Raw genomic sequence first — 24,737 nt, forward strand, 5'->3', positions numbered from 1 at the left:
GGAAACACGCTTCCATTCAAGAGCGTGTTCATCCGCCACGACAGGCGTGATCGCGTCACCCAGCCGTAACATCCGGCCACCCACATGACCGCTGGTCATGACGTTAGGCGGCAACGCGGTCTGCAGCGCTACATGCCCCACAGGCATCACCTCATGCCCGCGCACCACGCAGCGCCACGCACCGCCGCCCGTAGCATCAAGCCATGCCCACCCTGCCCGCCGATCCCAACGCACCACTGGTCGCCATCGTCGCCTGCCATGGCCAGGGGCTGTTCGAGTTCGGCTGCGCGGTCGGCCTGTTCGCACCGGTACGGCCGGAACTGGGCGTGGCCTGGTACCGCACCCAGCTGTGCGCAGGCGAACCCGGCGCACTGCGCATGCTCGGCAATACCCAGGTGCAGCTGCCCTACGATCTGGGCAGCGTCGATGACGCCGACATCATCGTCATCCCCGGTTGGCGCGAACCCAGCGAGCGCCCGCCACAGGCACTGCTCGATGCGCTCAACCGCGCCCACGCACGCGGCGCACGCATCGCCTCGATCTGCTCCGGTGCATTCGTGCTGGCCTGGGCCGGCCTGCTCGATGGCCGCCAGGCCACCACCCACTGGCGCCTCACCGAAGCGCTTGCACGCGACTTCCCCCGCGTCGATGTGCGCGAGGACGTGCTGTATGTGGATGCCGGCAGCATCATCACCTCGGCCGGCTCGGCCACCGGCATGGACATGATGCTGCACATGGTGCGCAAGGATTACGGCGCGCGCGTGGCCAACCTGGTGGCCGAGCGGCTGGTGCTGGCGCCGTGGCGCGATGCCGGGCGCAGCCAGCGCGTCAGCCGGGCGATTCCCAATGGCGAGCCCAGCCGCCTGGCGAAGCTGATGGAATGGATGCGCCGCAACCTACGCGAGCCGCACTCGCTCGGCAGCCTCGCCGAGCAGGCCGCGCTCAGCCAGCGCACCCTGCAACGACAGTTCCTGGACGCCACCGGCCTGTCACCCATCGACTGGTTGATCCGCGAGCGCGTGGCCTTCGCCCGTGAGCTGCTGGAAACCACCGATCGACCGCTGCAGTGGATCGCCGAGCACGCGGGCTTCGGTTCGCAGGAATCGTTCCGGCGCCACTTCCGCAGCCAGGTCGATGCCAGCCCCACCGAGTACCGCAGCCAGCATCGCAGCGGCATCGGTGCGGATCGCCTGGTAGGCTGCTGAGCGCCCTCTGTCCCGACTTTCCACGCCGTCATCATCGCTGCAAGATAGGGGCACGCCCCACACTGCCGATGGAACGGTGATGAACGACAGCCCCTACAGGACCTACCGCGTCGGAATCGGCGTTTCGCTGGTGTTGGCCACGCTCCTCGCCACGCTCTCGCTCATCGCGGTGGCCACTCCCAACCTGGGCTGGGGTGTCGTGGCGCTGGCCACCATCGCACTCTGGGTCGGCTTGCCATTGCTGTTGGTGCTCGTGCTGGCCTGGCTGCGTTACATGGTGCGGCAGCGCGGGCGCGTTCCCGGCCGCGTCCATGCGTTGATGTTCGTGCCGACCGTCGCGGCCATGCTCATCATTCCCCTGTGGCAGTCCCTGCAGCACACGTGGTCCACCGTGGCAGGCGGGTCGCGTGACCCGATTGCCGAGCGGCACATCAATCTCAGCGGGCAGCCCCTGTGGCTGGACACCGCGCCGTACGCGTCCACCGGCTCCGGCACAGGCCCGGACCTGCCCATGCAAGGCGACACACCCGGGCATTTCGTGGCCTTCCACCGCTACCCCAACGCGCAGTCCGATGCAGACAGGGCCTTCCCGTATGAAGAGGGTCGCCTGAAGCGTTCCGTTGACCACTATCGCTACGCCACGCCGTCCGGGGATCGCGCCGTCACCGACGTGCCACTGGTCCGCCAGCCTTATCCGGACACCACACGCTTCAACACCGGATGGGGCCGCACAGGCACACCGGAGCTCGTACATCTCTACTACCACTACAGCGATCATGTGGAGGTCGCGCCCACGCTCGCACGCCTCAGCGGCTCCACTGCCGACGATCTGCAGCGCAGCCGCTTCGAGGGCCTGGTGCTGTTCACCATCCACAACTATGGCAGCGCGCCCATCGTGCGGATGGAAGCCAATGGCATCGCACTGGACATCGGTGACAGGGCCATCGAGAACATCCCGGAGGCGCCTGCGGATTGCACAGCCTATGGCTACCCGGCCGGCGTCGCGCTGCTGCCACTCGACCTGCCGCTGCAGGTGCGCTGGCAAACCGTCGATGCGCCGACACAGTGGCACAGCGCGCGCGTGCAGGTGCCTGCGTTCCGGCAGGCGCAGCCGTTGCCGGGCCAATCCACGTTGCAGCGCGTTCTGCTGTACGTACTGCCCGACGGCATGCTGGCCGCCGAGCGCTATGCCGAGGTGTTCGACGGCGACACATGGCGTGGCATCAAGGCCACCGGCCTGCCGGCCAGCGCTGCCGCCTTCGCGCGGTGTGGCAGCGCCCGGGCTGGCTACGGCGATGATGCCAACGCCGTGCTGTCCGACTGATCCGCAGCGCTGGCGTTCTCAGCCACGCGTACGTACAGCGCGTGCATGGATCCTCCAGCACTGCGCCAGGAAACCGAGCACAAACACCACGGCACAACCCAGCAGCGTCTGCAGGATCACCGGGGCCAACGGTGCCGCCGCGATCGGGTGCGACAGCGGTACCCGCGTCAGCGTTTCATTCACGCCCGGCACCAGCGACAGCAGGAAGCTGAAAGACAGCCCGAAGGTCGACAGGTACGGCCGCGCGCGGCCGAGGAACTGCAGCCGCCCGGCCAGTACACCGCCGAATGCGGCCAGCAGCACGATCACACCGAAGGCGTGGCCCGGATTCAGCCCGCCGGTGCTGGACACGGTGAACGAGGTCGCCACCGACAGCACCAGGCCGACCAGATAGGCCTTGCCCGAACGCGTGGCCGGGTCGATGGCGCGGTGACGGATGAAGCCATACAGACCGGCAAGCACCGGAACCAGACTGACAGCGGTGTGGATCACCCCGAGGGCGGAAAGGGCGTGTGACATGGGTAAACTCCTCTGGATTTTATGAACCTACTAGTAGGTAGGCTTAGTGCTCAAAAGAAAGGCCCGCGAACCTCGCAGGCCCCGACAACCGGGTTCAGCGGGCGGTGCTCACCCGCGCAATGGCCAGCCGCGCCAGCGTGGCAAACGTGCCGGCATCGCCGAAACCGCGCGCGGCCAGCATCGCGCCATGCACCGCCGACATGAATGCCCTGGCCTCATCGGCTGCGGAGCCCTGCAGGTGCAGCTGCCCCGTCGCCGCCCCCTTCTGCAGGGTCAGCGCCAGCCAGCCGCTCAGGTCCTCGAAATGGCCGCGCACCTCCTCGGCAATCTCCGCCGGAATCATCGGCGACTCGGCCGCCAGCATCGCGCAGATGCAGAACGAGGACGTGCCACCGGCGATGCAGGCCGACCAGTAGTCCACGTAGGCGTTGAGTTCCTGCAACGGGTCGTCCAGCTGCCGGTCCAGCAGCGCCAAGCCCTCGCGGGCTTCGGCCCGGTACAGCTCGACCACCGTGCGCACCAGATCTGCCTTGCTGGGGAAATGGTGGTGGATGCTGGCCTTGCTGATGTTGACCCGTGCCGACACGTCGGCATAGCTGAAGCCGTTGTAGCCACCGGCCTCCAGCAGCGAACGGGCGTGGGCCAGGATCTCCAGGGCCTTGGGCGAGAGCGACTCTTTCATATGCCGTAACCTACTAGTAGGTAGACGCGCAGTCAATACCCCACCGGTAGTGCCGGCCGCTGGCCGGCATCCCAGGAAACCAGGCCGGTCCTGTTCCGAGCCCCTCAATGCGAAGACACGTACACCGCCTCTGCCGGCCCCGGCGGCACGGCAAAACTGCGCCGCATGCGTGCCACTTCGGCCGCCGGCGGCAGCGCGAACAGGCGCTTGAACTCGCGGTTGAACTGCGACGGGCTGGCGTAGCCCACCGCCAGCGACGCAGCCTCGGCCGTCATGCGCTGCCGAAGCATCAGCAGCCGCGCCTGATGCAGCCGGGTCGACTTCACGTACTGCATCGGCGACGTACCGGTAACCGCGCGGAAGTGGTCATGGAAGGTCGCCACGCTCATGCCTGCCTCGGCCGCCAGCTGGCCCACATCCAGGGCCGTGGCATATGCCGCATGAATCGTGCGCAGCGCCTTGCCGATGCTGCCGAAGCGCCCGCGCATGGCCAGCGCCTCGCGCATTGCAGCCCCTTGTGCGCCGGTCAGCACGCGGAAGTACAGCTCACGCACCAGCGCCGGCCCCAGCACGGCAGCTTCCAGCGGATCGGCCAACGCTTCCAGCAGGCGCAGCACCGTGGCCTGCATCGGCGCCTGCATCGGGCTGGACATCATGCTCTGCGCCGGTACCTGCTCTGGACCGGCCTGCTCGCCCAGTTCGATCAGCAGGTCCGCCGCCAGCTGCAGGTCCAGGTGCAGATAGATCGCCAGCAGCGGCGCCTGTTCCGACGCCTCGGTTTCCATCGTGAACGGCACCGGCACCGACACCGCCAGGTAGTGCTGCGCGTCGTACTGGTACACCTGCCCGCCCAGATAGCCGCGCTTCACGCCCTGGCAGACGATCACGATGCCGGGGTCATACAACACCGGCGTACGCGCCAGCGGCCGGTTCGAGCGCAGCAGGCGCACCCCGGGCAGCGGCGTGAGCGTATAGCCCTCTTCCACCGCCAGGGTCTGCAGCAGGCCGACCATGCGCGCCTGCATCTGCGCCTGCTGGGAATCGACCACGGGCACGAGCACTCCAGAGGAATAGGCAAGAATGGACGAATCCTAGGCCTGTGGCGCGGATCGCTCAAGCACTAACGTGCAAGCCCTCCCCCAACGAGCCTGATCACCATGACCTCCTCCCGCCTCATCCTCATCACCGGCGTCAGCAGTGGTTTCGGCCGCGCCCTGGCCCAGCAGGCCCTGCTGGCCGGCCACCGCGTGGTCGGTACCGTGCGCAACGACGAAGCGCGCGTGGCATTCGAAGCGCTGGCACCCGGCCGCGCCTTCGGCCGCCTGCTGGACGTGACCGATGCCGTTGCCATCGATGCGCTCGTCGCCGATGTCGAAGCAAACGTCGGCGCCATCGACGTGCTGGTCAACAACGCCGGTTACGGCCATGAAGGCATCCTCGAAGAATCCACGCTGGCCGAGCTGCGCCATCAGTTCGAAGTGAACGTGTTCGGCCCGGCCGCACTGATCAAGGCCGTGCTGCCGCACATGCGCGCGCGCCGCCGTGGCCACATCCTCAACATCACCTCCATGGGCGGCTTCATCACCCTGCCCGGCATCGCCTGGTACTGCGGCAGCAAGTTCGCGCTGGAAGGCATCAGCGAAGTACTGGGCAAGGAAGTGGCGGCGTTCGGCATCCACGTCACGGCCGTTGCACCGGGTTCCTTCCGCACCGACTGGGCCGGGCGCTCGATGGCACGGGCACCGCGCAGCATTGGAGACTACGACGCGCTGTTCGATCCCATCCGCAGCGCGCGCGAGGCGAAGAGTGGCCACCAGCTGGGCGACCCGGTGAAGGCCGCGCAGGCCATGCTGCAGATCATCGACAGCGACGCGCCACCCAGCCACCTGCTGCTGGGCAGCGACGCGTTGCAACTGGTGCGCGCGAAGCTGGCGTCGATGGCCAGCACCCTCGATGCCTGGGAACAGCTGAGCCGCTCCACCGACGGCATCGCGTGAAGCGTGGGGGCAGCCGATGCGTTCACCGGCTGCCACCCTCCCGCCGGCTCAGTCCTCCTGCACCAGCTTGAACTCGCGCAGCAGGCCACCAATCTGCGTCTTGTCCAGCTTGTTCATCAGCAGGTTGCGCAGGAAGGCCGGCCCGGGAATGTCCAGCTCCTTGCCATCGCGCAGGCGCCCGGTTGCCGCCAGCAGCGAACGCACGTCATAGGTGGAATTGAACACCTCCGGCACGCCGCGCTCGATACCCAACAGCGTGTACACCGCTTCCATCGGCGTGCGCACCGAATACTCCGTGGTGAAGATGCAGTCGCGCTGCTTCGACTCGGCGAACTGGCCAATGAAGGCAAAGTTCACCGCCCCCTCCGGCACCACGTCCGGGCGGTCACCGGCCTGGCGTGGCATGAAGAACGCGGTCACGTACGGCATCATCACCGGCACCGTCTTCGCGCCGGTCGCAGCCAGTTCGTCGATCCCGTCCAGCGGCACGCCCAGGTGGTACAGCCACTCGCGGGTGATCTCCTCGCCGGTGCAGTCCTGCATCGGCTTCTTCACGTAGTCACCGGGCGTATCCACGAACAGCGAATACACCCACACCACGATCTGGTCCTTGGGCTGGTTCTTGAAATGCGGCTGCCGGTTCACCGTCCAGCTCATCAACCAGCGCGAGTCGCGCACGCTCACGATGCCGCCGGTCACCACCCTGCCACTGAACGGGTCGCGCTTGGCAATCTTCTGGATATAGGCGGGAATGCGCGCATCCAGCGTGGTCACCGTGGCCGATTCCCACTTGGTCTCGGGAATATGCGCACCGAACACATCCGGGCGCCCGAACGCCGCATCCTTCGCTGCGATGCGCCGCCATAGGTCCCACGCCGGTGCCGGGCCTTCATTCAAGCGCGCCGCCGTGTGGTGATCACCGTTGTCTGAATTCTCGGTCAGCGAACCGATGGTCATGAACACCAGGTCATCCGCGCCCAGATCGACACCACCGGCTACACCGTCGCGGGTCCAATGGATGCGCGTGGCCTGCTTGCGGCCGGCCTGCAGATCGAAATCGACATCGGTCACTTCGGTGCCGTACTGGAATACCACGCCGTGGTCCTGCAGCCACTTCACCAGCGGCAGCACCAGTGATTCGTACTGGTTGTACTTGGTGAACTTCAGCGCCGAGAAATCCGGCAGGCCGCCGATGTGGTGGATGAAGCGATGCAGGTACAGCTTCATCTCCAGCGCCGAGTGCCACTCCTCGAACGCAAACATGGTGCGCCAGTACAACCAGAAGTTGCTGTCCAGGAAATCGCGGCCCAGCACCTCGTCGATGCGCTTGTTCTCCATCTCCTGCCGGGTGGCCAGAAACAGCGCGATGATGTCCTTCTGCGCCTGCTCGCTCAGGGTGAACAGGCCATCGGTATGCGCATCCTCGCCGCGATTGATCGTGGCCCGCTGCAGCGAATAGTTCGGGTCGTCCTTGTTCAACCAGTAGAACTCGTCCAGCACGCTGGCATCGTCGATCTCCAGCGACGGAATCGAGCGGAACAGGTCCCACAGGCACTCGAAGTGGTCTTCCATCTCGCGGCCGCCACGGATCACGAATCCCTTCTCCGGCACCTTCAGGCCGTCCAGCGCGCCGCCGGCAATCTGCTGCTGCTCAAGGATGGTGATGCGCTCACCGGCCATGCGGCCGTCGCGCACCAGGAACGCCGCACCGGCCAGCGACGCCAGCCCCGAACCGACGAACCACGCGCGCTTGCCATCCACACCCGCCGGCTTGCGCGGGCGCGCGAAGGCTTCGTAGTTGCCACTGCTGTAATACATGCACTGCTCCTTCCTGGAGGGGGTAACCCCACTGTAAACGCCGCATGCGTCAGCACCGCTTAGGAATAGTTGCGAGCGCTTGCGACCAAATGCCGCAGCAGTGCCAACGCATGCCTGGTAACCCCTTCCGCAACCACGGTTGACATGCAGGTATTTGCCTGCCTATAGTCCACCCCAAGGACGGCACCTGCCCGCCCATCGCGAGGAACCCGCCATGGTGGATATCGCACACAGGGTCGGCATCAAGGCCCCCGCAAGCCAGGTGTACCAGGCCCTGGCCACCCCCGAAGGCGTCGCCGCCTGGTGGGCCGAAGACACCCACGGCGACCGCGATGTCAGCGGCACGGTCAAGGTGCGCTTCACCCACAACGGCCAGGAAATCGGCGCCATGGAAATGAAGCTGGAACAGCTCATTCCCGGCCAGCTGGTGCTCTGGCAGTTCCTCGCCGGCCCCGCCGAATGGATCGGCACCCACGCGCGCTTCGCGCTGAAACAGGAAGGCGACTACTGCATCGTCCTGTTCACCCACGAAGGCTGGAAGGAACGCGTCGAATTCACCTCCCACTGCAGCACCAAGTGGGCGGTGTTCCTGCTCAGCCTCAAGGCCCTGCTGGAAACCGGCACGGGCCAACCCAACCCGCACGACGTCAGGATCGACAACTGGAACTGAAGACGCCCCGCATGAATGCAGACAAGGTATTCAAGGCACTGGCCGACCCCACGCGCAGGACGCTGCTGGACCTGCTCTGCGAAGACAACGGCCAGACCCTGGGCCAGCTCTGCGAACACCTGGACATGGCCCGGCAATCGGTTACCCAGCACCTGGGCCTGCTGGAAGACGCCAACCTCATCAGCACCGTGCGCCGTGGCCGCGAGAAGCTGCACTTCATCAACCCGGTGCCGCTGCACGAGGTGTACGAGCGCTGGGTACGCAAGTTCGAGCAGCAGCGCCTGAGCCTGCTGCATGACCTGAAACGAGAACTGGAAGGAGAATGATGATGTCCGCAGAGTCCACCCGCTTCATCCACGTGATCTACATCGCCTCCACCCCGCAGAAGGTGTTCGAGGCCATCACCCGCCCCGAGATCGCCAGCCGCTACTGGGGCCACGAGAACGTCTCGGACTGGAAGCCCGGCTCGCGCTGGCAGCATGTACGTGCCAACGAAACGCGCTCGGTTGAACTGGTTGGCGAAGTCGTGGAAAGCACCCCACCCTCGCGGCTGGTGATCACCTGGGCCGCCGCCTCGCAGGCCGACAACCCCGATGCCTACAGCCGCGTCACCTTCGAGATCGTGCCCTACCAGGACATGGTGCGGCTGACCGTCACCCACGACGAACTGGAACCGGGCAGCGGCATGGATACCGGCATCCGCCAGGGCTGGCCGATCGTGCTGTCGAGCCTGAAGTCGTGGCTGGAGACCGGCAAGGGATTGGATGTGTTTGCGAAGCCGAGTTGATTCACCGGCCAGCATGGATCGCGCTATCCCAGCAAGGGATCCGTAACCGGAAGCAGCCCCAGGTCAACCAGACTCATCTCGACCTGGTTGGCCTGTTTGATGGCATGTGCATCAGCAAGATCGAGTACCTCCGTGGCGAGGATGAGGGTGCCACCACCGCGACGCTCAAGCCTTGCGGCGGCAGGAACCTGGTTTTGGGTCAACGAGGCGTCTACGTAGCCCATCCAGCCGAGAAATTCCCGATGTGGAAAGGGCGCACGATCAACGCTGTAGAGCAGCAACTCCCCTTCCACAAGCTGCTGAACATTTGTCTTTGCAAACGTGATGGGAAGGCTGTTCAGCAGCACCGAAAGCGTGGACTCAAGAACACTGACAGGGGAATCGAACACCTTCTCAATGCGGTCCACATGAAGTCGAAGCATCCCGAGCGCGGGCATATAACTCAGCCCAACACCGCCTCGTCTCAGCCAGTCCTTGTCATTCCCTGCGTTTGTGAGGAGCGCGCCATTGCTTCCAATCGAGGGCTGACCGGGATACTCCTTGGCGAGCTTGATGTCATCCTCCTGCACACGGGCAACAAGATCGTCACCTTCACCAACAGGTACGTAAGCGTCACTTGATAAACGTGGCGCGGCCCACCAATTCGCGAAGAGTGGGTCAGCGTTTGAGAGGCTGGACGTAATTCCAACAACGTCTTCCCACACTTGAAAGGGCGTGCGGGCTGCCGCGGGAAAGTGACAGGCAATCGTAATGTTCAAGGCATTCTTCCAATGACCAAAGGGGTGACGCGCACAGACGCAGGAGGGATTCCGACCATTAGGCCTGCCTTGGAGGCGGCCACATCCATGAAATGCCATTCAAGCTTTCCCTGTGGTCCTGTTGCACGAACCGCCATAGCCTGCTTGGTGAAGCTCTGTAGCCATTGGTCCGTCATGGCCCGTGCGAAGGGCTTCGATAACGACCCGTCAGCATTGAAGAATGAGCCGAAGTTGCCCTTGGCCTCTAGCACGGTGCATCGGCTCCTCCAGAAGCCGTCGAACGAAATGCCTGCGAACAACCATTCCAACGTTGTGAACTCTCCTCCTCGTCCAAACAGGCTCTTGAACGATTCAAGATCCAAGTTCACGATTTCGTCCGCGTTGTCCCCCCGCTTCACATAGCCGAATCTCTCCGGGCCGGCATACATGTTCGCTATCTGGAGCTGATAGTCGTAGTTGATACGCGTGCGCCGCGTGATGTACCGAGGTGTAGGCGGCTGTCCTACCCTGCCATCACCGAGCCGGCACTCGTTGCAATCACTGGCATCCTGAGCGTCTGCACACTCCACGTCGCGTGCCCTTACGTCGGGCTTGCCCTTCACCACGTCCTTGGCCGCATCTGCCGCCGCTGCGGCCGCCGCCGCCGCTGCCGCGGCCCGTTCAGCCAGTTTTCCCAACCCCCATCGAATCGGAATGGCAGCCATTACACGTCGTCCTTCGGCCAGCGATGCAGAGCGACCAGGGCGCCCAACAGGTCTGCTGCCTGGATGTTGGGGTTGTCCGCATGGCGCACAGCGATGTCCACTTCGGCATTGCGATGAAGCTCTCCACCGCTGCCAACATCCACCTTGGTCCATGCAACAAGTGTTTCCAGATGAGTGACGCCAAGTTCATAGGCGGCATAGGTGTAGCAGCGGTCCGTCTCCGCCAGCAGCGCAGCATCATCCAGCCCCATGACCCGCTCTGGTAGATCACGCCGGATCTCCGCCGCAAGTCGAGGCAGGAACGAGAAGGGATCAGGCAGGCGCAGCAAAGCTTCCTGTCGAGCAACCAGCTTGAGCATCAAGGTTTCTCCACCGCCATGTGATCCAGCTCCCAACGCCTACCCTGCAGTTGTACCGACCAGCGTGAGAACGGCGCTATGAACGCGGCCTTCTGCGCCTGCGTCATTACTCCCCACATCCGGTAGAGCGCGCGGCCGTCCCAGAGGCGGAATAGCGCCATGCCTCCATCCGTCAGCTGCAGCGCCATGCGGGCCTGAAGGTGCACTACGACAGCGTCGACGTTCACCGTACTGGAGAAGCGGCAGACTGCACCCGGGATCGGCTCGAGATTGAACAACCACTGATGCAGGACCGGGTCCTCGCTCAGAATAACCAGCCAAGGTCCGGCGTCCGCATGAGGGCTTTCCGGCTGCCCTGCGAACAGCGCTCGAGCCCTTCCCTCCGCTGCGTACCCGTGCAGAACAGCGGCGCTGTTGGCACAGCGTGCTGCATCGACGATGGCATAGTTCATGTTCATCTCCGCAGGAAAGCCGTACCGCGGTCTGCCGCAGCCCGCAGACATGCCTCGCAGATGGGCTTGCTGGGCATCGTAGAAGCGGCCCCCCATGGTGACCGCTCCGCAACCGGCGCAACAGACTGTTCAGACGCGGGTGCTCCGCCTGAAGAAATGTCCACCGTCAACTGCGTGCCCGCCATCAGGCTGCACCCGCATTCCAATCGATCTCCATCCCGGGCAACTGGCTGGCCATCCACTCGCCAGGTAGAGTCGCCGGTGACAATCGAGAAGATGCCCTGATGCTTGGGGCACGTTGCTTTGTCCGAGATTCGGGCCACGGCGCTGCCATGGATGTCCGTGAATGGCGCGCCGGTGATGACGCGTCCGCCGCCGCTGGTTCTGTCTCCTACCACCACAATCAATCGACCCATATCTGCGTTCCGTGCGTGACCCGCGCTGGCCCGACTCCGCCAGCGACACGAAACTAGCCGCGCTTGCAGGGATGCTTCCAGAAGGAACGCGCTCAACGGAGGGCATCGGTTCGATAAGCTGCTGAAGGGAAAGGAAACCTCTCCAGCACAGACTCACGTATCGCGTCGCCGATGTGGTGCCTTACGACAAAGGAAGCTGCACAATCCGACAGACTGGTCGCCGACTGGCAGGCAGAAGGCCGATGTATGCTTGCCAAGCCGAGCTGAACACCCCACCCCAAGCTGAAGGAGCGTCGCCGCGCTAACGGCAAGCAGCGACGCTCTTTCCCTGCCACACTGGCAACGATGGGATCAGGGTTTCCGACGAGCTGCCCGCAGCGCTCAGCTGGCCATCAAGGTAGGTCAGCCGCAGGATCTTCCCGTCCTGGCGCAGCGCAATGGAATCCGTAGCGCCACTCACCAGCACAAGATCACGCCCGCGTTGCTTGACCTGCATCAGCACCGGCGCGATGGCTGCGCCCTCGTAACGCTGGACCAATGCGTAGCCGCCATCGGCCTCGCTGACAAACGACACCTCCAGGCCAAGAAGATCGCCCGACTCGGCGTGCCTGCAGACGCTGGAATACGTGGCGTCGCGCGGTTGCGCGCTGGCATTGCCTGCCGACGCGGACAACACCAGCAGGCCCACTGCCAACGCAAACGATGGAATCGAACCGGCCATTCCCTGTCTCCCCATCCTGGATGCTGGCCGCAGCGTAGCGCGTTCCCCTGCTGAACGCTGCCCCACCCTCACCGCTGCCAAACCCGGTTCCGACCACACTCCGACGCCGCCCGCCACAGCATCACCCGCAGGCTCCCCAGGCGACGTTCGATGAGTGCTTCAGACGCAGATTCCCTGCACAGCAAAGTGGCGGCGGTCACCCTTGACTTCTGGGTGATGAAGATCGCCGCCACCACCCTCGGCGAGACCGCGGGCGACCTGCTGTCAATGACACTCAACCTGGGCTACGTGGCCAGCTCGGCCATCCTGCTCACCATCTTCGCTGGCCTGCTGGCCGTGCAGCTGTCGGCGAGGCGCTTCCACCCGGTACTGTTCTGGTCGGTGGTGTTGGCCACCAGCACCGCCGGCACGACGATGTCCGACCTGCTCGACCGCACGCTTGGCCTCGGTTACGCCACCGGCGCCAGCCTGCTGGCCGGCTGCCTGGCGCTGGTGCTGCTGGCGTGGCGGCTGTCGGAAAAGTCGATCTCGGTCAGCAACATCGCATCGCGCCGCGCCGAAGGCTTCTACTGGACCGCCGTGCTGTTCTCCAACACGCTCGGCACCGCCCTGGGCGACTTCCTCGCCGACGATTCCGGGCTGGGCTTCACCGGCGGCGCACTGCTGATCGGCAGCCTCATCGCGCTCACCGCACTGGCCACCCGCATCAAGGGCATCAACCGGGTCATCCTGTTCTGGATCGCCTTCGTACTCACCCGCCCGTTCGGCGCCACCTTCGGCGACCTGCTCACCAAGCCGCTGGAAAAGGGCGGCCTGGGCTTCGGCACGGTGGGGTCGTCGCTGGTGCTGTTCACCATCCTCGCGACGCTCGTCGCGCTGCCGATGCTGCAGCGGCGCGCACAGCCCGCCAGTTAGCGCGCCGTCCAGCCCCCATCCACCGGCAGCGCCGTGCCGGTGATCTGCGCCCCCGCGTCCGAGGCCAGGAACACCACCATCTCGCCCAGTTGCTCGGGCGTCACGAACTGCAACGAAGGCTGCTTTTCGGACAGCAGCGCGCGGGCGGCGGATTCCTGATCCGTGCCGTCCTTCTCGGCCAACGCCGTGATCTGCTGCTCGACCAGCGCCGTCCGCACCCAGCCCGGGCAGATCGCATTGGCGGTGACGCCGGTGCCCGCGTTTTCCAGCGCGGTCACCTTGGTAAACCCCACCACGCCATGCTTGGCCGCCACATAGGCCGACTTGTTCACCGAGCCTACCAACCCATGCACCGATGCGATGTTGATGATGCGCCCGGCACCCTGCTGCTTCATGTACGGCAACGCCGCCGCCGTTGCATGGAACACCGCCGAGAGATTCAGCGCCAGGATCGCATCCCACTTTTCAGCGGGAAACTCCTCGATCGATGCGGTGTGCTGGATGCCCGCGTTGTTCACCAGGATGTCGATGCGGCCCATCGTCGCAACGGCGTGCTCGATCATTCTGCGCACCGCCTCGCCACGCGAAAGGTCGGCACCATCATGCGCCACCCGCACGCCGAATTCGGTTTCCAGGCGGGAACGGATGCGCTCGATCTCCGCCGCATCACCGAAGCCATTCAGCACGATGTCGGCGCCTTGCCGTGCCAGCGCCGTGGCGATGCCAAGACCGATACCGCTGGTGGAGCCGGTGACCACGGCGACTTTTCCACTGAACATGGGCGAGCTTCCATCGGGCGTAGGCGACCAGTGTAGCGCTGTAGATTCACGCCCTGCGTGGATGCGCTCCGTGCCAAGCCACAGCGCCAACCAAGGTTGGCACCTACCGATGGCAGGCCAACCGGCAGTAGTTCCACGCCATGCGCGGAAGCTTTTCCTCAACGCCCCATCACTTCAACCGCTCCACCAGCCGCTGCCCCACCTCCAGCGCCGAAGCCGGGTTCTGCCCGGTAATCAGCTCACGGTCCACCACCACATGCCCCGTCCACGGCGTGGCATTGCTGCTGAACGTCGCACCCGCCCGCTGCAACGCGGTCTGCGGGTAGAACTTCATCTCGCCGCCACCCAGCAGCGGCTTGGCCTGCTCCTCTTCCTGGTTGCTGATCACCGTCATCTGGTAGCCGCTGTAGATCCACTTCGGCGTGGCCGGCATCGCACCCGCTTCCAGCTTTGCCACAAAACTACCCGCATCCGGCAGCGTGGACAGCAGCGCGATCGGCCCATGGCAGACCAGCGCGGTGGTCTTGTTGCGCTGGTGGAAGTCGGCCAGCAAGCGGCCCAGCGCCGGGCTCTTCAGCAGGTCCTGCATCGGCGCGTGGCCACCGGGAATGTAGACCGCATCGAACCGCGCGTAGCCCTGCTGCTCGATGCGCGCCAGGCTGACCACCGGCGAGGCCGTCGGCGAGGTCAGCGCCAGTTTCTCCAGCAGCTCCTTGTGCAGCGTCAGCTGTGCGGCATCGTTGCCGAAGTACGCCGGCGTCACCGACGACGCATCCACCGTCGGCGCCCGCCCCTGCGGCGTAGCGAAGGTCACCTCGTGGCCCGCGTCCAGCAGCAGCTTGACCGGCTGCATCAACTCGTTGAGATAGAAGCCGGTGGACAGCACCTTGCCGTCCTTCAGGTCCAGGTGGTTTTCGTCGGACAGCACCACCAGCACGTTGGCGGCATGTGCGCCGCTGGCGGCCAAGGTCAGGGCCAGCGCTGCGGCCAGCCGGGTCATCAGGTTCATGGGGGACTCCTATCGGGGAATGGCCGCCACTTTATTCATCGCCCCAGCGGCGATAAATTGGCCCCATCGCAAAACATCTGTTCCCCGGAGAGCCAAATGAGCCGCAAGTTCGACTATCTGGGCGATGTGGAGGTGTTCCTGGCGGTAGTCGAGCACGGCTCGTTCACGGCTGGCGCGGTGGCGCTGTCCACCACGCCCTCGGTGCTGAGCCGCGCGGTCACCCGCCTGGAAGCGCGGCTGGGCCGGCAGCTGCTGCAGCGGACCACCCGCCGCGTGGGCCTGACCGATGCCGGGCGGCTCTATCTGGAACAGGTGCGCACCGCCTTCGGCCTGCTGGACGACGCCGAGCGCGACGTACTGGCCCAGGACGGTGCGCTGGCCGGCCGCGTGCGCCTGAGCGTGCCCACCACCTATGGCCACTACCGGCTGCCGCCCGTGCTGGCGCGCTTTGCGCAGCAGTTCCCGCAGGTGCAGGTGGAACTGAACATCACCAACCGCAACGTGGACCTGGTGGCCGAAGGCTTCGACCTGGCCATCCGCCTGGGGCAGCTGCCGGACAGCGGGCTGGTGGGGCGGAAGCTGGAGGATGCGCCTTTGGTGCTGGTGGCGTCGCCGGACTACCTGCAGCGCCGGGGTACGCCGCAGACGCTGGACGACCTGCAGCAGCACCTGTGCCTGCCGTTCGTGATGCCGCGCACCGGGCGGCTGGCGCCGTGGATCTTCCGCGATGGCGACCGCGAGGTGGACTGGCTGCCGCGCTCGTCCATCGAGACGTCCGACGATGTGCTGGGCGTGGTGTCGCTGGCCGAACAGGGCATCGGCATCTGCCAGAGCTATGCGTTCATCGTGCGCGAGCGGCTGCAGCGTGGGGAGCTGGTGGAGGTGCTGCCGCAGCTGTGGGGACGGTCGCGGCCATTCTCGGTGATCTATGCGCCGCATCGGCGACAGTCGGCGGCGGCGCGGGCGATGATTGAGTTGCTGGTGGGGAATGCGGGCGTGGTTGAGGACGGCGTGGGTTGAATTTACTGCCGCCTTCCCGCGGTGTCGGCTTTGGACCGCTTTTCCGCCGGTCGGACTGATCGGGCGGCGTTGCTGCCCGGTTCGGAATACGAATTGTTGTAAAGGCGGCTGTCTCGCTATCCCCTGAAGGCACGGGCGATTGCGACGCTCTTGTTCGCGATCAGCAGCGCGTCTGCGCGAATGCGTCGGATCGTGAGGCCTACGGCACGAATAGTGCGTGCCACAATAGATTCCCGCTCTCGAATTCTGCGATTCCTTCGCGAATTTCAATTGGTATTCGGAGCGACCGCGTAAACACCATGGCGCGCCACCGACAACGGGTGGCTCCGGGTCTGCAAACCCGCGACGATTGTTGTGCCAGTTGTTTGCGCTTGTCCGTCGGCACCGTCCCCAAGCGGTGCCGGCGGGCAATCCGTCGGCCTGTATGGCGGGCGGTGCGTGGGGGTTTTCGGACCCACCGGTAATGGCACTACTTCGTCCCGGTTTGCAGCCACGCATCGTCCGCCACCTTCTTCACGGTGGCGCTGTTAAGTACAGCCACGGAAGCCGACGCCATGAAAAAGTCCGACACCTTTTCCTCGTACACCGTTGTTGAGCCCATCAACGACGACACGCCCCTGCCCGACCTGAACTCCCTGCTCGGCATCCTCAAGCGCATTCGCGCAGGTGAGGGAGCCGACGGGCTGCCCTGGCCGGAGAACGATGTGTCACCCGGCCGCCGCGTGAGCCTTGCGAAGAGCGAGCGCGCGATGGTGGGCGCGCTGACCGTGCTGGAGGTGCTGCACGCGGCGGACCGCTGTCGCGTGGCGGCGGAGCCGGAAAGGCACTTGGATGAGGGGGTTGTGGATGGGTTGTTCCTGGCTTGCCGGGGGCTGGTTGAGTGGGCTTGTCGGGAGGTTAGGCCGGAGTAGTGCAAGAGCAAATTTTCCGCCTGGCAGTGCACGGTTCCACTTCCGCTCTTGGTCAGAATTGAGCTCAATCTGTCTGGCAAGACCAAGTCGGCGGTCAAGAGTACGCTTGTCGCTTGGGCAATCCGAACCTAGCCCGCCCGCACTGTGACAAAGGCCTACGTTCGTCCATACTTGGCAGGTCTAATGCAGGGCAGCGAGCCGCAGATGGAACTGAAACGTCGAGTAGAGCAGATTCTGGAGCGCCCTGAGAAAGACGGCGATCGAGGTCGTATGTCAGTGGGCTCTTTGGGTGTTCTACCCTTCCTAAAATGGGCAGGTGGCAAGAGATGGTTAATGCCTCTCGCTATGGAGCTCCAAGGACACTGCAAAGGCCAGTACATTGAACCATTCTTGGGTAGTGGCGCCATGTATTTTGGCTTGAGACCAGAACGAGCACTCCTGTCGGACAGAAACAAAGAATTAATCGAAACTTATCGCGCAATTGCGGACGACTGGCGCAAGGTTCGACTCCGACTTGCCGAGCACGATAGAGCGCACTGCGCCGAGCATTACTATAAGGTTAGGAGTAGCTCGCCAACATCCGCTGCGGGCAGAGCCGCCAAGTTCATTTATTTGAATCGCACGTGCTGGAATGGTCTCTACCGAGTAAATAAGAAGGGTGTTTTCAACACTCCAATCGGAACAAAGTCTCGCGCGACCCTAGAGACCGATGACTTCGAGAGTGTATCCGAATTATTGCGCACCGCATGTCTGAGCGACGGCGACTTCGAAAGTCAGATCGACCGAGCGGATCAAGGAGACTTTGTTTTTGCAGATCCTCCATACACTGTGCGACACCAGTACAATGGCTTCATAAAATACAACGAACAGCTCTTCTCATGGGCCGACCAGGAGCGACTCCGGGCGGCGTTGTTTCGAGCAAAGAGCAGAGGCGCAGTTGTAATGTGCACTAATGCGGACCATGCCAGCGTCAGAGAGCTTTACCAAGGGGATTTTCGCGTCTTCTCGCTAAGCCGATACAGCGCAATTGCTGGGGCTGGAGGAACTCGTGGAAAGTATGCAGAGATCGTAGCAGTAGCCTGAATAATGGAGATCAAGGAATGATGTCGCAGTTGGATCAGCCAGATCAGAAAGAGGGCTCGCGCGCGCCCACGCCCCCGAGCGGCAGAGCGCGCAAATTTCTAAGCAGCTTACCTATCTTGGGCCCGCTCGCGCACTGCACTGCGAAGAACCATAAAGATTCGCTGAAAGAATTTTTTATAACGATAATTTTCGGAACGGCAACATTTTGGGTTACCGCATTTTTCCTTAAGGCATTTATCTCCAACCGCAACAAGAATTATTTCGAACTGCTAGTCAGCACCATTAGCAATGGTCAGCTTTTTATTTTTGCAGTTGGCATGTTAGGTCCAATCCTATTAGCCTCAGCCGAAGACTCTGAATCCACCAAGCAATTCCCAGGGCGAGCCTATCATTTCGCCGCGATGCTATTCTTAGGCGCCCTTTCTTCTGGGTTCTATGCCTTTGTGCTAGCCGGAAGAGAGCCGGTGATCAAAGAGCTCTTAGATTCGGATTTTTTGTTAATCGCCTCGATCTGTATCGCCGGCATTGTTGTCACCCTCAGATACCTCACCACAGTTTACAGAAAGAGTACACTTGCGTTCGACGCAGAACGAGGACTGAAACAACCAGTCAACGAGTTCGCAGATAAATTTGCAGCCCGACACCCGAATGAAGATTTCCCAGATCCTGCTCCGCATGAAAATCCAGTCGCTGATCAAATGACGGAACACTTTAACAGGCGAAATGGAGGCCAAGCATGAAGCAGCAGAGCATACTTACTCAGCCGTACTCCATTTCACTCCCTTGCATCCGCGTCACCCAGCCCATCGGCGACTTCTACGTCGCATCGATCGATTCTGCGCTGCTTCGCGAGATCACGTATTCCGACGTAAGGCAACTCCGTGGCGGTCGCGAGATGGATGAATATCTCGGAATTCAACGAGAAGTCAATCCAAAGAGAGTTCGGGAAATCGGAAAGTATGTGAACACAGTCGACGCCTGCTTTCCGACAGCCGTCATCTTAGCCATACCGGGCATTTGCGCCTCATATGATGAGAACAACAAGACCCTAACTCTTACCAACGTAATAGACGACAATGGCGAGACCATTATCGATAGAACTCAGATCGCAAGAGTTCTAGATGGACAGCACCGAATCGAGGGGCTTCAGCATTTAAATCTGGCGAACCGTCCGTTTGAAGTAAACGTTTCTATATTCATAGAAATGGACATCGAAAGCCAAGCCTACATATTCTCAGTCGTTAACCTGGCACAGACAAAAGTCAGCAAAAGCCTAGTCTACGACCTCTTCGAATATTCAAAATCGCGCAGCCCCCAGAAAACTTCACATACGATTGCGGTTGCACTGGACAGAGCAGAGAGCAGTCCGTTCCACAAGAGAATTAAGCGACTCGGGGTTGCCACAGAAGGTCGATTTACCGAAACACTCACACAGGCAACATTCGTCGAAGCCCTTCTTCGTTACATTAGTGCAGATCCAACTACAGATAGAGATCTTTATCTCCGCAACAGCAAGCCCTACCGTGCTGATGCAGACGAACAGCGAAAACTGATCTTCAGAAACATGTTCATTGATGAAAGGGACATGGATATTGCCGACATCCTTTTCAATTATTTTTCGGCCGTAAGTCAACAATGGCCGAAGGCATGGAGCGGGCTCGGCGATGGAGCAGTGCTCAATAAGACGAATGGATTCAGGGCACTCATGCGACTACTAAGGCCAGCCTACCTGAGCATTACAGCCCCTGGCGAGATGGTTTCGATTGAAGAGTTTTCAGCACTTTTCAAGAAAGCCACAATTAAAGACGACGAAATTACAACTGACACTTTCAAGCCTGGCACCAGCGGAGAGACGCTCCTCTATCACACGTTACTAAGCCAGCTTCGGCTGTCGTAGTGGCGCGGAATTGCGCGGCCGAATAGCCGTGCAGTTTCGTCTCAATTATCAAGCCAGAAGCGCTCCCTCCCAATGGCTTATACTCACCGGAAGCCTTCAGTAGGCAGCGAATTGTATGAATTATGCAACAAGGGCGCCTCTCGGCGCCCTTGTTCTTTCAACTCATTCCCACTCAATAGTAGCCGGCGGCTTCCCCGAGATGTCATAAACCACCCTCGACACCCCCCGCAACTCATTGATGATCCGATTGCTCACCGTACCCAGGAACTCATACGGCAGATGCGCCCAATGCGCGGTCATGAAGTCGATCGTCTCCACGGCCCGCAGCGCAATCACCCACTCATAAGCGCGCGCATCGCCCACCACACCCACCGACTTCACCGGCAGGAACACGGCAAACGCCTGGCTGGTCTTGTCGTACAGATCCGCCTTGCGCAGCTCATCAATGAAGATGGCATCGGCCTTGGCCAGCAGTTCGGCGTATTCGCGCTTCACTTCACCCAGGATACGCACGCCCAGGCCCGGGCCCGGGAACGGATGGCGGTAGACCATGGTGCGCGGCAGGCCCAGCTCAACACCCAGGCGGCGCACTTCGTCCTTGAACAGCTCGCGCAGCGGCTCTACCAGGCCCAGCTTCATGTGCTCCGGCAGGCCGCCCACGTTGTGATGGCTCTTGATCACATGCGCCTTGCCGGTCTTGCTGCCGGCCGACTCGATCACGTCGGGGTAGATGGTGCCCTGCGCCAGCCACTTGGCGTTCTTCAGCTTGTTCGACTCTTCGTCGAAGATCTCAACGAACAGGTTGCCGATGATCTTGCGCTTGGCTTCCGGGTCGCTCACGCCTTCCAGCGCAGCGAAGTAACGGTCGGCGGCGTTCACGCGCACCACCTTTACGCCCATGTGCTCGGCGAACATCGCCATCACTTGGTCGCCTTCCTGCCAGCGCAGCAGGCCGGTATCCACGAACACGCAGGTCAGCTTCTCGCCAATGGCCTTGTGCAGCAGCGCAGCCACCACGGACGAATCGACGCCGCCGGACAGGCCCAGGATCACTTCGTCATCGCCCACCTGTTCGCGCACGCGGGCGATCTGGTCGTCGATGATGTTGGCGGCGGTCCACAGGGTCTGGCAGCCGCACACGTCCACCACGAAGCGGCGCAGCAGCGCCTGGCCCTGCAGGGTGTGGGTCACTTCCGGGTGGAACTGCACGCCGTACCAGCGCTTTTCTTCGTTGGCCATGGCGGCCACCGGAATGCGGTCGGTGGTGGCGGTGATGGTGAAGCCCGGCGGTGCAACGGAGACGTGGTCGCCGTGGCTCATCCAGACATTCAGCTTCGGCTCGCCGCCGTGGTCGCTCAGGCCCTTGAACAGCGCATCCGGGTTGATCACGTTCACTTCGGCGTGGCCGAACTCGCGCTGGTCAGCGGCTTCGGTGGCACCACCCAGCTGGGCAGCCAGGGTCTGCATGCCGTAGCAGATACCGAAGATCGGCAGGCCGCTGTCGAACACTTCCTGCGGCGCGGCCGGGGCGCCCGGCAGCGTGGTCGATTCCGGGCCACCGGACAGGATGATGCCCTTGGCGCCGAACGCCGCGATCTCGGCCGGGTTGTGGTCCCACGCCCAGATTTCGCAGTAGACGCCCAGCTCGCGGATGCGGCGGGCGATCAGCTGCGTGTACTGCGCGCCGAAATCGAGGATCAGGATCTTGTCGTTATGGATGTTGGTCATGGCGCCCTGGCAATGCAGTAGGGAAAACGAAATCAGATTTGGCGGCAGATGGAAAAAGAGGAACGGGAATCAGCTTCCTCGTTCCTCTTTGCCCGGCCCGCGTCAGGCGCGGTAGTTCGGCGGCTCTTTGGTGATCGTCACGTCGTGGACGTGGCTCTCGCGCTGGCCGGCGCCGCTGATCTTCACGAACTTGGGCTTGCTGCGCATGTCTTCGATGGTGGCGCAGCCCACGTAGCCCATTGTGGCGCGCAGGCCGCCCATCAGCTGGTGGATGATGCCGCCCACCGGGCCGCGGTACGGCACGCGGCCTTCGATGCCTTCCGGCACCAGCTTGTCGGCGGTGGCGGCGTCCTGGAAGTAGCGGTCCTTCGACCCCTTCTCCATGGCAGCCAGCGAACCCATGCCGCGGTAGCTCTTGTACGAACGGCCCTGGTACAGCTCGGTCTCGCCCGGCGATTCTTCGGTACCGGCCAGCAGGCCACCGACCATGATGGTCGAGGCACCGGCGGCCAGCGCCTTGCCGATGTCGCCCGAGTAACGGATGCCACCGTCAGCGATCAGCGGGATGCGGTCCTGCAGCGCTTCGGCCACCAGATCAATGGCGGTGACCTGCGGCACGCCGACGCCGGCAACCACGCGCGTGGTGCAGATCGAGCCCGGGCCGATGCCGACCTTCACTGCGTCCGCGCCGCTGTCCAGCAGCGCCAGTGCGGCTTCGCCGGTGCAGATGTTGCCACCGATGACCTGCACGTTCGGGAAGTTCTTCTTGACCCAGCTGACGCGGTCCAGCACGCCCTGCGAGTGGCCGTGCGCGGTATCGACCACGATCACGTCCACGCCGGCGGCGACCAGCGCTTCCACGCGGCGATCGGTATCGCCACCCACGCCGACGGCAGCGCCGACCAGCAGGCGGGTCGACAGATCCTTGGCAGCGTTCGGGAAGTCGGTGTTCTTCTGGATGTCCTTGACCGTGATCAGGCCACGCAGTTCGAACGAATCATTGACCACCAGCACCTTTTCGATGCGGTTGCGGTGCAGCAGCTGCAGCACTTCGTCAGACGCGGCGCCTTCCTTGACCGTGATCAGGCGATCCTTCTTGGTCATGATGTGGCGGACCGGATCATCCAGCTCGGTCTCGAAGCGCATATCGCGGTGGGTCACGATGCCGGCCAGCAGGCCGTCGCTGCCCACCACCGGCACGCCGGAGATGTTGTGCGCCTGGGTCAGGGCCAGCACGTCGCGGATGGTGGTTTCCGGGCCGACGGTGATCGGGTCGCGGATGACACCGGCCTCGAACTTCTTGACCTTGGCCACTTCCGCGGCCTGCTGTTCCAGGCTGAGATTCTTGTGGATGATGCCCATGCCGCCGAGCTGTGCCATGGCGATGGCCAGGCGGGCTTCGGTGACGGTATCCATGGCCGCGGACAGGATCGGAAGCTTCAGCTTCAGGTCGCGAGTCAACCGCGTTTCGAGGTTGACGTCCTTGGGCAGGATGGTCGAATGGGCGGGGACGAGCGAGACGTCGTCGTAAGTGAGTGCTTCAGCCTGGATGCGCAGCATCGGCATACCCGAGATGTGGGGAAGCGCGACATTTTACCCTGTTTTCGCGCCGCGTGGCAGGGGGTAGATGCGACGCAGTGTCACGCGGGCGGCGATCCATTCAGGGGGCTATTCGGGCCGCCGGTGGCATACCGCCCTTGGTGGGTGCCAACCTTGGTTGGCACGGCCCGTCCGGCAACTGGACCCCAGATGGGCCGATGACCCCGATGGATGTGCCGACCAACGGTCGGCACCCACCTTAAGAGGATCACTCGGGGCAGTCCTGGAGCGCCTTTGGTAGGTGCCAACCTTGGTTGGCACGATCTGTCCGGCACCGGTGCCCCAGATGGGCCGATGGCCCCGATGTATGTGTGCCAACCAAGGTTGGCACCTACCAGGAGCGGGTCATCCGCATGTCCGCATTGTGCCGACCAACGGTCGGCACCCACCCAAACAGGTCAGCTCAGCGCTTCGGCCGCTTCCAACGTGTTCTGCATCAACGTGGCCACGGTCATCGGGCCCACCCCACCCGGCACCGGGGTGATCCAGCTGGCCCGCTGCGCAGCCGCTTCAAACCCGACATCGCCCACCAACCGGCCATCATCCAGCCGGTTGATACCGACGTCGATCACCACTGCGCCCGGCTTCACCCACTCGCCCGGCACGATGCCCGGGCGACCCACCGCCACTACCAGGATGTCGGCGTTGCGCACGGCCTGTTCCAGCACGTCCTTGGGGGTAAACTTGTGGCAGCTGGTCACGGTGCAGCCGGCAATCAGCAGCTCCAGGCCCATCGGGCGGCCGACATGGTTGCTCACGCCCACGATGGTGGCGTTGCGGCCGCGCACCGGCTGGTCGGTGTGGCCCAGCAGCGTGGTGATGCCGCGCGGGGTGCACGGGCGCAGGCCGAACTCGCGCAGGGCCAGGTGGCCGACGTTTTCCGGGTGGAAGCCGTCCACGTCCTTGCGCGGGTCGATGCGCTGGATCAGCCGGCGCGCGTCGGGGATGCCCGGCAGCGGCAGCTGGATCAGGATGCCGTTGATCTTCGGGTCGGCGTTGAGCTGGTCGATCAGGTCGAGCAGCTCGGCTTCGGTGGTACCGGCCGGCAGATCGTAGTCATGCGCTTCGATGCCGACCTTCTCGGCGGCACGGCGCTTGTTGCGCACGTACACGGTCGAAGCCGGGTCGCCGCCCACCAGCACCACGGCCAGGCCCGGACGGCTGCCACCGGCGGCCACGCGGGCGTCGACGCGCACCTTCAGGCTGTCGAGCAGGTCCTCGGCGATGCGGCGGCCATCAAGGATGCGGGCAGGAAGCTGGGAGGCGGAATCGGTCATCGGGAGCAGGCGTGGGGCGGCGGGGACGCTATTGTCCCCGATTCAGGCCCCCTCGCCCACCGCCGCGCGTCGACACCGCGCACCGGTAGTGCCGGCCGCTGGCCCGC

The 24,737-nt window shown here is 63.5% G+C and carries 27 protein-coding genes; 12 read left to right on the forward strand and 15 right to left on the reverse strand.

Annotated features, from left to right (window positions below; translation table 11 throughout):
- The first annotated feature begins 203 nt into the window (after window positions 1–203).
- Together ftrA and QRO93_RS14545 are read left to right on the forward strand one after the other, a co-directional pair.
- The gene (gene ftrA / locus QRO93_RS14540) at window positions 204–1,205 is read left to right on the forward strand and encodes a transcriptional regulator FtrA (RefSeq protein WP_164087867.1); all 1,002 of its coding nucleotides are present in this window, start codon (window positions 204–206) and stop codon (window positions 1,203–1,205) included.
- 79 nt (window positions 1,206–1,284) lie between these two features.
- Entirely contained in the window at window positions 1,285–2,529 is a 1,245-nt protein-coding gene (locus QRO93_RS14545; RefSeq protein WP_180878181.1) for a hypothetical protein, read from the forward strand.
- Window positions 2,530–2,547: 18 nt separating this feature from the next.
- Here the strand turns inward: QRO93_RS14545 and QRO93_RS14550 are convergent, their stop codons facing one another.
- The 3 genes from QRO93_RS14550 to QRO93_RS14560 all read right to left on the reverse strand — a co-directional run bounded on the left by QRO93_RS14550 (window position 2,548) and on the right by QRO93_RS14560 (window position 4,779).
- Window positions 2,548–3,048 (reverse strand): hypothetical protein, encoded by a 501-nt coding sequence (locus QRO93_RS14550; RefSeq protein WP_180878182.1) that lies wholly within the window; start codon window positions 3,046–3,048, stop codon window positions 2,548–2,550.
- A gap of 94 nt (window positions 3,049–3,142) precedes the next feature.
- Window positions 3,143–3,730, reverse strand: a complete 588-nt coding sequence (locus QRO93_RS14555) for a TetR/AcrR family transcriptional regulator (RefSeq protein ID WP_180878183.1) — start codon at window positions 3,728–3,730, stop codon at window positions 3,143–3,145.
- Between the two features lie 104 nt (window positions 3,731–3,834).
- Complete coding sequence (locus tag QRO93_RS14560; protein ID WP_285304269.1) at window positions 3,835–4,779, reverse strand: AraC family transcriptional regulator; 945 nt, start codon at window positions 4,777–4,779, stop codon at window positions 3,835–3,837.
- Between the two features lie 108 nt (window positions 4,780–4,887).
- Here QRO93_RS14560 and QRO93_RS14565 point away from each other — a divergent pair, with 108 nt between their 5' ends.
- Window positions 4,888–5,727, forward strand: coding sequence for an oxidoreductase (locus QRO93_RS14565; protein ID WP_180878184.1), 840 nt, complete (start codon window positions 4,888–4,890; stop codon window positions 5,725–5,727).
- Window positions 5,728–5,775: 48 nt separating this feature from the next.
- Here QRO93_RS14565 and QRO93_RS14570 read toward each other — a convergent pair whose 3' ends face one another.
- Window positions 5,776–7,545: an oleate hydratase gene (locus tag QRO93_RS14570; RefSeq protein ID WP_180878185.1), complete on the reverse strand. Its 1,770-nt coding sequence runs from the start codon at window positions 7,543–7,545 to the stop codon at window positions 5,776–5,778.
- A gap of 214 nt (window positions 7,546–7,759) precedes the next feature.
- On the opposite strand from QRO93_RS14570, the gene QRO93_RS14575 reads away from it, so the two are divergent.
- Genes QRO93_RS14575 through QRO93_RS14585 form a run of 3 tightly spaced genes read left to right on the forward strand, consistent with a single transcriptional unit; the run spans window position 7,760 to window position 9,002 of the window.
- Entirely contained in the window at window positions 7,760–8,215 is a 456-nt protein-coding gene (locus QRO93_RS14575; protein ID WP_180878186.1) for an SRPBCC domain-containing protein, read from the forward strand.
- A gap of 11 nt (window positions 8,216–8,226) precedes the next feature.
- A complete protein-coding gene (locus QRO93_RS14580) occupies window positions 8,227–8,541 on the forward strand; it encodes a helix-turn-helix transcriptional regulator (protein WP_005416268.1) in 315 nt (104 codons plus the stop codon).
- A 2-nt stretch (window positions 8,542–8,543) separates the two neighbouring features.
- Complete coding sequence (locus QRO93_RS14585) at window positions 8,544–9,002, forward strand: SRPBCC family protein (protein WP_180878187.1); 459 nt, start codon at window positions 8,544–8,546, stop codon at window positions 9,000–9,002.
- 23 nt (window positions 9,003–9,025) lie between these two features.
- On the opposite strand, the gene QRO93_RS14590 is transcribed toward QRO93_RS14585, so the two are convergent.
- From QRO93_RS14590 to QRO93_RS14615, 6 genes are all read right to left on the reverse strand, one after another.
- A complete protein-coding gene (locus QRO93_RS14590; RefSeq protein WP_180878188.1) occupies window positions 9,026–9,760 on the reverse strand; it encodes an Imm52 family immunity protein in 735 nt (244 codons plus the stop codon).
- Window positions 9,757–10,464 (reverse strand): Tox-REase-5 domain-containing protein, encoded by a 708-nt coding sequence (locus QRO93_RS14595; RefSeq protein ID WP_180878189.1) that lies wholly within the window; start codon window positions 10,462–10,464, stop codon window positions 9,757–9,759. Before QRO93_RS14595 ends, QRO93_RS14590 begins: the two co-directional genes overlap by 4 nt.
- Window positions 10,464–10,823, reverse strand: a complete 360-nt coding sequence (locus tag QRO93_RS14600; protein ID WP_180878190.1) for a hypothetical protein — start codon at window positions 10,821–10,823, stop codon at window positions 10,464–10,466. Before QRO93_RS14600 ends, QRO93_RS14595 begins: the two co-directional genes overlap by 1 nt.
- Complete coding sequence (locus QRO93_RS14605) at window positions 10,823–11,275, reverse strand: DUF4123 domain-containing protein (RefSeq protein ID WP_180878191.1); 453 nt, start codon at window positions 11,273–11,275, stop codon at window positions 10,823–10,825. The genes QRO93_RS14600 and QRO93_RS14605 overlap by 1 nt, the downstream gene beginning before the upstream one ends.
- A 2-nt stretch (window positions 11,276–11,277) precedes the next feature.
- Window positions 11,278–11,691 carry a PAAR domain-containing protein gene (locus QRO93_RS14610; protein ID WP_180878192.1) on the reverse strand — a complete coding sequence of 138 codons (414 nt, stop codon included), beginning with the start codon at window positions 11,689–11,691 and terminating at the stop codon, window positions 11,278–11,280.
- A gap of 301 nt (window positions 11,692–11,992) precedes the next feature.
- Window positions 11,993–12,379: a hypothetical protein gene (locus QRO93_RS14615; protein ID WP_285304270.1), complete on the reverse strand. Its 387-nt coding sequence runs from the start codon at window positions 12,377–12,379 to the stop codon at window positions 11,993–11,995.
- Window positions 12,380–12,562: 183 nt separating this feature from the next.
- On the opposite strand from QRO93_RS14615, the gene QRO93_RS14620 reads away from it, so the two are divergent.
- The gene (locus QRO93_RS14620) at window positions 12,563–13,327 is read left to right on the forward strand and encodes a hypothetical protein (RefSeq protein ID WP_180878194.1); all 765 of its coding nucleotides are present in this window, start codon (window positions 12,563–12,565) and stop codon (window positions 13,325–13,327) included.
- Here QRO93_RS14620 and QRO93_RS14625 read toward each other — a convergent pair.
- Both QRO93_RS14625 and QRO93_RS14630 read right to left on the reverse strand, forming a co-directional pair.
- On the reverse strand, window positions 13,324–14,106 hold the full coding sequence (locus tag QRO93_RS14625; protein ID WP_180878206.1) for a 3-hydroxybutyrate dehydrogenase: 783 nt from the start codon (window positions 14,104–14,106) through the stop codon (window positions 13,324–13,326). The genes QRO93_RS14620 and QRO93_RS14625 overlap by 4 nt on opposite strands.
- Window positions 14,107–14,275: 169 nt before the next feature.
- A complete protein-coding gene (locus tag QRO93_RS14630) occupies window positions 14,276–15,115 on the reverse strand; it encodes a type 1 glutamine amidotransferase domain-containing protein (protein ID WP_180878195.1) in 840 nt (279 codons plus the stop codon).
- Window positions 15,116–15,211: 96 nt separating this feature from the next.
- On the opposite strand from QRO93_RS14630, the gene QRO93_RS14635 reads away from it, so the two are divergent.
- From QRO93_RS14635 to QRO93_RS14655, 5 genes are all read left to right on the forward strand, one after another.
- Window positions 15,212–16,135, forward strand: coding sequence for a LysR family transcriptional regulator (locus QRO93_RS14635; RefSeq protein WP_180878196.1), 924 nt, complete (start codon window positions 15,212–15,214; stop codon window positions 16,133–16,135).
- Between the two features lie 554 nt (window positions 16,136–16,689).
- Complete coding sequence (locus QRO93_RS14640; protein ID WP_180878197.1) at window positions 16,690–17,046, forward strand: hypothetical protein; 357 nt, start codon at window positions 16,690–16,692, stop codon at window positions 17,044–17,046.
- Between the two features lie 204 nt (window positions 17,047–17,250).
- Window positions 17,251–18,129 carry a Dam family site-specific DNA-(adenine-N6)-methyltransferase gene (locus QRO93_RS14645; RefSeq protein ID WP_219626033.1) on the forward strand — a complete coding sequence of 293 codons (879 nt, stop codon included), beginning with the start codon at window positions 17,251–17,253 and terminating at the stop codon, window positions 18,127–18,129.
- Window positions 18,130–18,146: 17 nt separating this feature from the next.
- Window positions 18,147–18,869 carry a hypothetical protein gene (locus tag QRO93_RS14650; RefSeq protein ID WP_180878198.1) on the forward strand — a complete coding sequence of 241 codons (723 nt, stop codon included), beginning with the start codon at window positions 18,147–18,149 and terminating at the stop codon, window positions 18,867–18,869.
- Window positions 18,866–20,026 (forward strand): DGQHR domain-containing protein, encoded by a 1,161-nt coding sequence (locus QRO93_RS14655; protein ID WP_180878199.1) that lies wholly within the window; start codon window positions 18,866–18,868, stop codon window positions 20,024–20,026. The genes QRO93_RS14650 and QRO93_RS14655 overlap by 4 nt, the downstream gene beginning before the upstream one ends.
- 162 nt (window positions 20,027–20,188) lie before the next feature.
- Here the strand turns inward: QRO93_RS14655 and guaA are convergent, their stop codons facing one another.
- The 3 genes from guaA to folD form a co-directional block, all read right to left on the reverse strand.
- Window positions 20,189–21,754, reverse strand: a complete 1,566-nt coding sequence (gene guaA, locus QRO93_RS14660; RefSeq protein ID WP_005413109.1) for a glutamine-hydrolyzing GMP synthase — start codon at window positions 21,752–21,754, stop codon at window positions 20,189–20,191.
- A 102-nt stretch (window positions 21,755–21,856) separates the two neighbouring features.
- On the reverse strand, window positions 21,857–23,314 hold the full coding sequence (gene guaB / locus QRO93_RS14665) for an IMP dehydrogenase (protein WP_005409308.1): 1,458 nt from the start codon (window positions 23,312–23,314) through the stop codon (window positions 21,857–21,859).
- Between the two features lie 437 nt (window positions 23,315–23,751).
- Entirely contained in the window at window positions 23,752–24,630 is an 879-nt protein-coding gene (gene folD / locus QRO93_RS14670; protein ID WP_005409307.1) for a bifunctional methylenetetrahydrofolate dehydrogenase/methenyltetrahydrofolate cyclohydrolase FolD, read from the reverse strand.
- Between the last annotated feature and the right edge of the window lie 107 nt (window positions 24,631–24,737).

It is taken from the genome of Stenotrophomonas maltophilia group sp. Smal17 (assembly GCF_030237045.1).
GTDB lineage: Bacteria > Pseudomonadota > Gammaproteobacteria > Xanthomonadales > Xanthomonadaceae > Stenotrophomonas > Stenotrophomonas forensis.

Excerpts from the sequence above, each read along its gene's own strand:
- QRO93_RS14650 (WP_180878198.1), top strand. The coding sequence starts at position 18,147 with ATGATGTCGCAGTTGGATCAGCCAGATCAGAAAGAGGGCTCGCGCGCG.
- QRO93_RS14565 (WP_180878184.1), top strand. The coding sequence starts at position 4,888 with ATGACCTCCTCCCGCCTCATCCTCATCACCGGCGTCAGCAGTGGTTTC.
- folD (WP_005409307.1), bottom strand. The coding sequence starts at position 24,630 with ATGACCGATTCCGCCTCCCAGCTTCCTGCCCGCATCCTTGATGGCCGC.
- QRO93_RS14605 (WP_180878191.1), bottom strand. The coding sequence starts at position 11,275 with ATGAACTATGCCATCGTCGATGCAGCACGCTGTGCCAACAGCGCCGCT.
- QRO93_RS14620 (WP_180878194.1), top strand. The coding sequence starts at position 12,563 with ATGAGTGCTTCAGACGCAGATTCCCTGCACAGCAAAGTGGCGGCGGTC.
- QRO93_RS14570 (WP_180878185.1), bottom strand. The coding sequence starts at position 7,545 with ATGTATTACAGCAGTGGCAACTACGAAGCCTTCGCGCGCCCGCGCAAG.
- guaA (WP_005413109.1), bottom strand. The coding sequence starts at position 21,754 with ATGACCAACATCCATAACGACAAGATCCTGATCCTCGATTTCGGCGCG.
- QRO93_RS14630 (WP_180878195.1), bottom strand. The coding sequence starts at position 15,115 with ATGAACCTGATGACCCGGCTGGCCGCAGCGCTGGCCCTGACCTTGGCC.
- QRO93_RS14610 (WP_180878192.1), bottom strand. The coding sequence starts at position 11,691 with ATGGGTCGATTGATTGTGGTGGTAGGAGACAGAACCAGCGGCGGCGGA.
- QRO93_RS14550 (WP_180878182.1), bottom strand. The coding sequence starts at position 3,048 with ATGTCACACGCCCTTTCCGCCCTCGGGGTGATCCACACCGCTGTCAGT.
- QRO93_RS14600 (WP_180878190.1), bottom strand. The coding sequence starts at position 10,823 with ATGCTCAAGCTGGTTGCTCGACAGGAAGCTTTGCTGCGCCTGCCTGAT.
- QRO93_RS14580 (WP_005416268.1), top strand. The coding sequence starts at position 8,227 with ATGAATGCAGACAAGGTATTCAAGGCACTGGCCGACCCCACGCGCAGG.
- QRO93_RS14585 (WP_180878187.1), top strand. The coding sequence starts at position 8,544 with ATGTCCGCAGAGTCCACCCGCTTCATCCACGTGATCTACATCGCCTCC.
- ftrA (WP_164087867.1), top strand. The coding sequence starts at position 204 with ATGCCCACCCTGCCCGCCGATCCCAACGCACCACTGGTCGCCATCGTC.
- QRO93_RS14555 (WP_180878183.1), bottom strand. The coding sequence starts at position 3,730 with ATGAAAGAGTCGCTCTCGCCCAAGGCCCTGGAGATCCTGGCCCACGCC.
- QRO93_RS14635 (WP_180878196.1), top strand. The coding sequence starts at position 15,212 with ATGAGCCGCAAGTTCGACTATCTGGGCGATGTGGAGGTGTTCCTGGCG.
- QRO93_RS14545 (WP_180878181.1), top strand. The coding sequence starts at position 1,285 with ATGAACGACAGCCCCTACAGGACCTACCGCGTCGGAATCGGCGTTTCG.
- QRO93_RS14595 (WP_180878189.1), bottom strand. The coding sequence starts at position 10,464 with ATGGCTGCCATTCCGATTCGATGGGGGTTGGGAAAACTGGCTGAACGG.
- QRO93_RS14645 (WP_219626033.1), top strand. The coding sequence starts at position 17,251 with ATGGAACTGAAACGTCGAGTAGAGCAGATTCTGGAGCGCCCTGAGAAA.
- QRO93_RS14625 (WP_180878206.1), bottom strand. The coding sequence starts at position 14,106 with ATGTTCAGTGGAAAAGTCGCCGTGGTCACCGGCTCCACCAGCGGTATC.
- guaB (WP_005409308.1), bottom strand. The coding sequence starts at position 23,314 with ATGCTGCGCATCCAGGCTGAAGCACTCACTTACGACGACGTCTCGCTC.
- QRO93_RS14640 (WP_180878197.1), top strand. The coding sequence starts at position 16,690 with ATGAAAAAGTCCGACACCTTTTCCTCGTACACCGTTGTTGAGCCCATC.
- QRO93_RS14575 (WP_180878186.1), top strand. The coding sequence starts at position 7,760 with ATGGTGGATATCGCACACAGGGTCGGCATCAAGGCCCCCGCAAGCCAG.
- QRO93_RS14655 (WP_180878199.1), top strand. The coding sequence starts at position 18,866 with ATGAAGCAGCAGAGCATACTTACTCAGCCGTACTCCATTTCACTCCCT.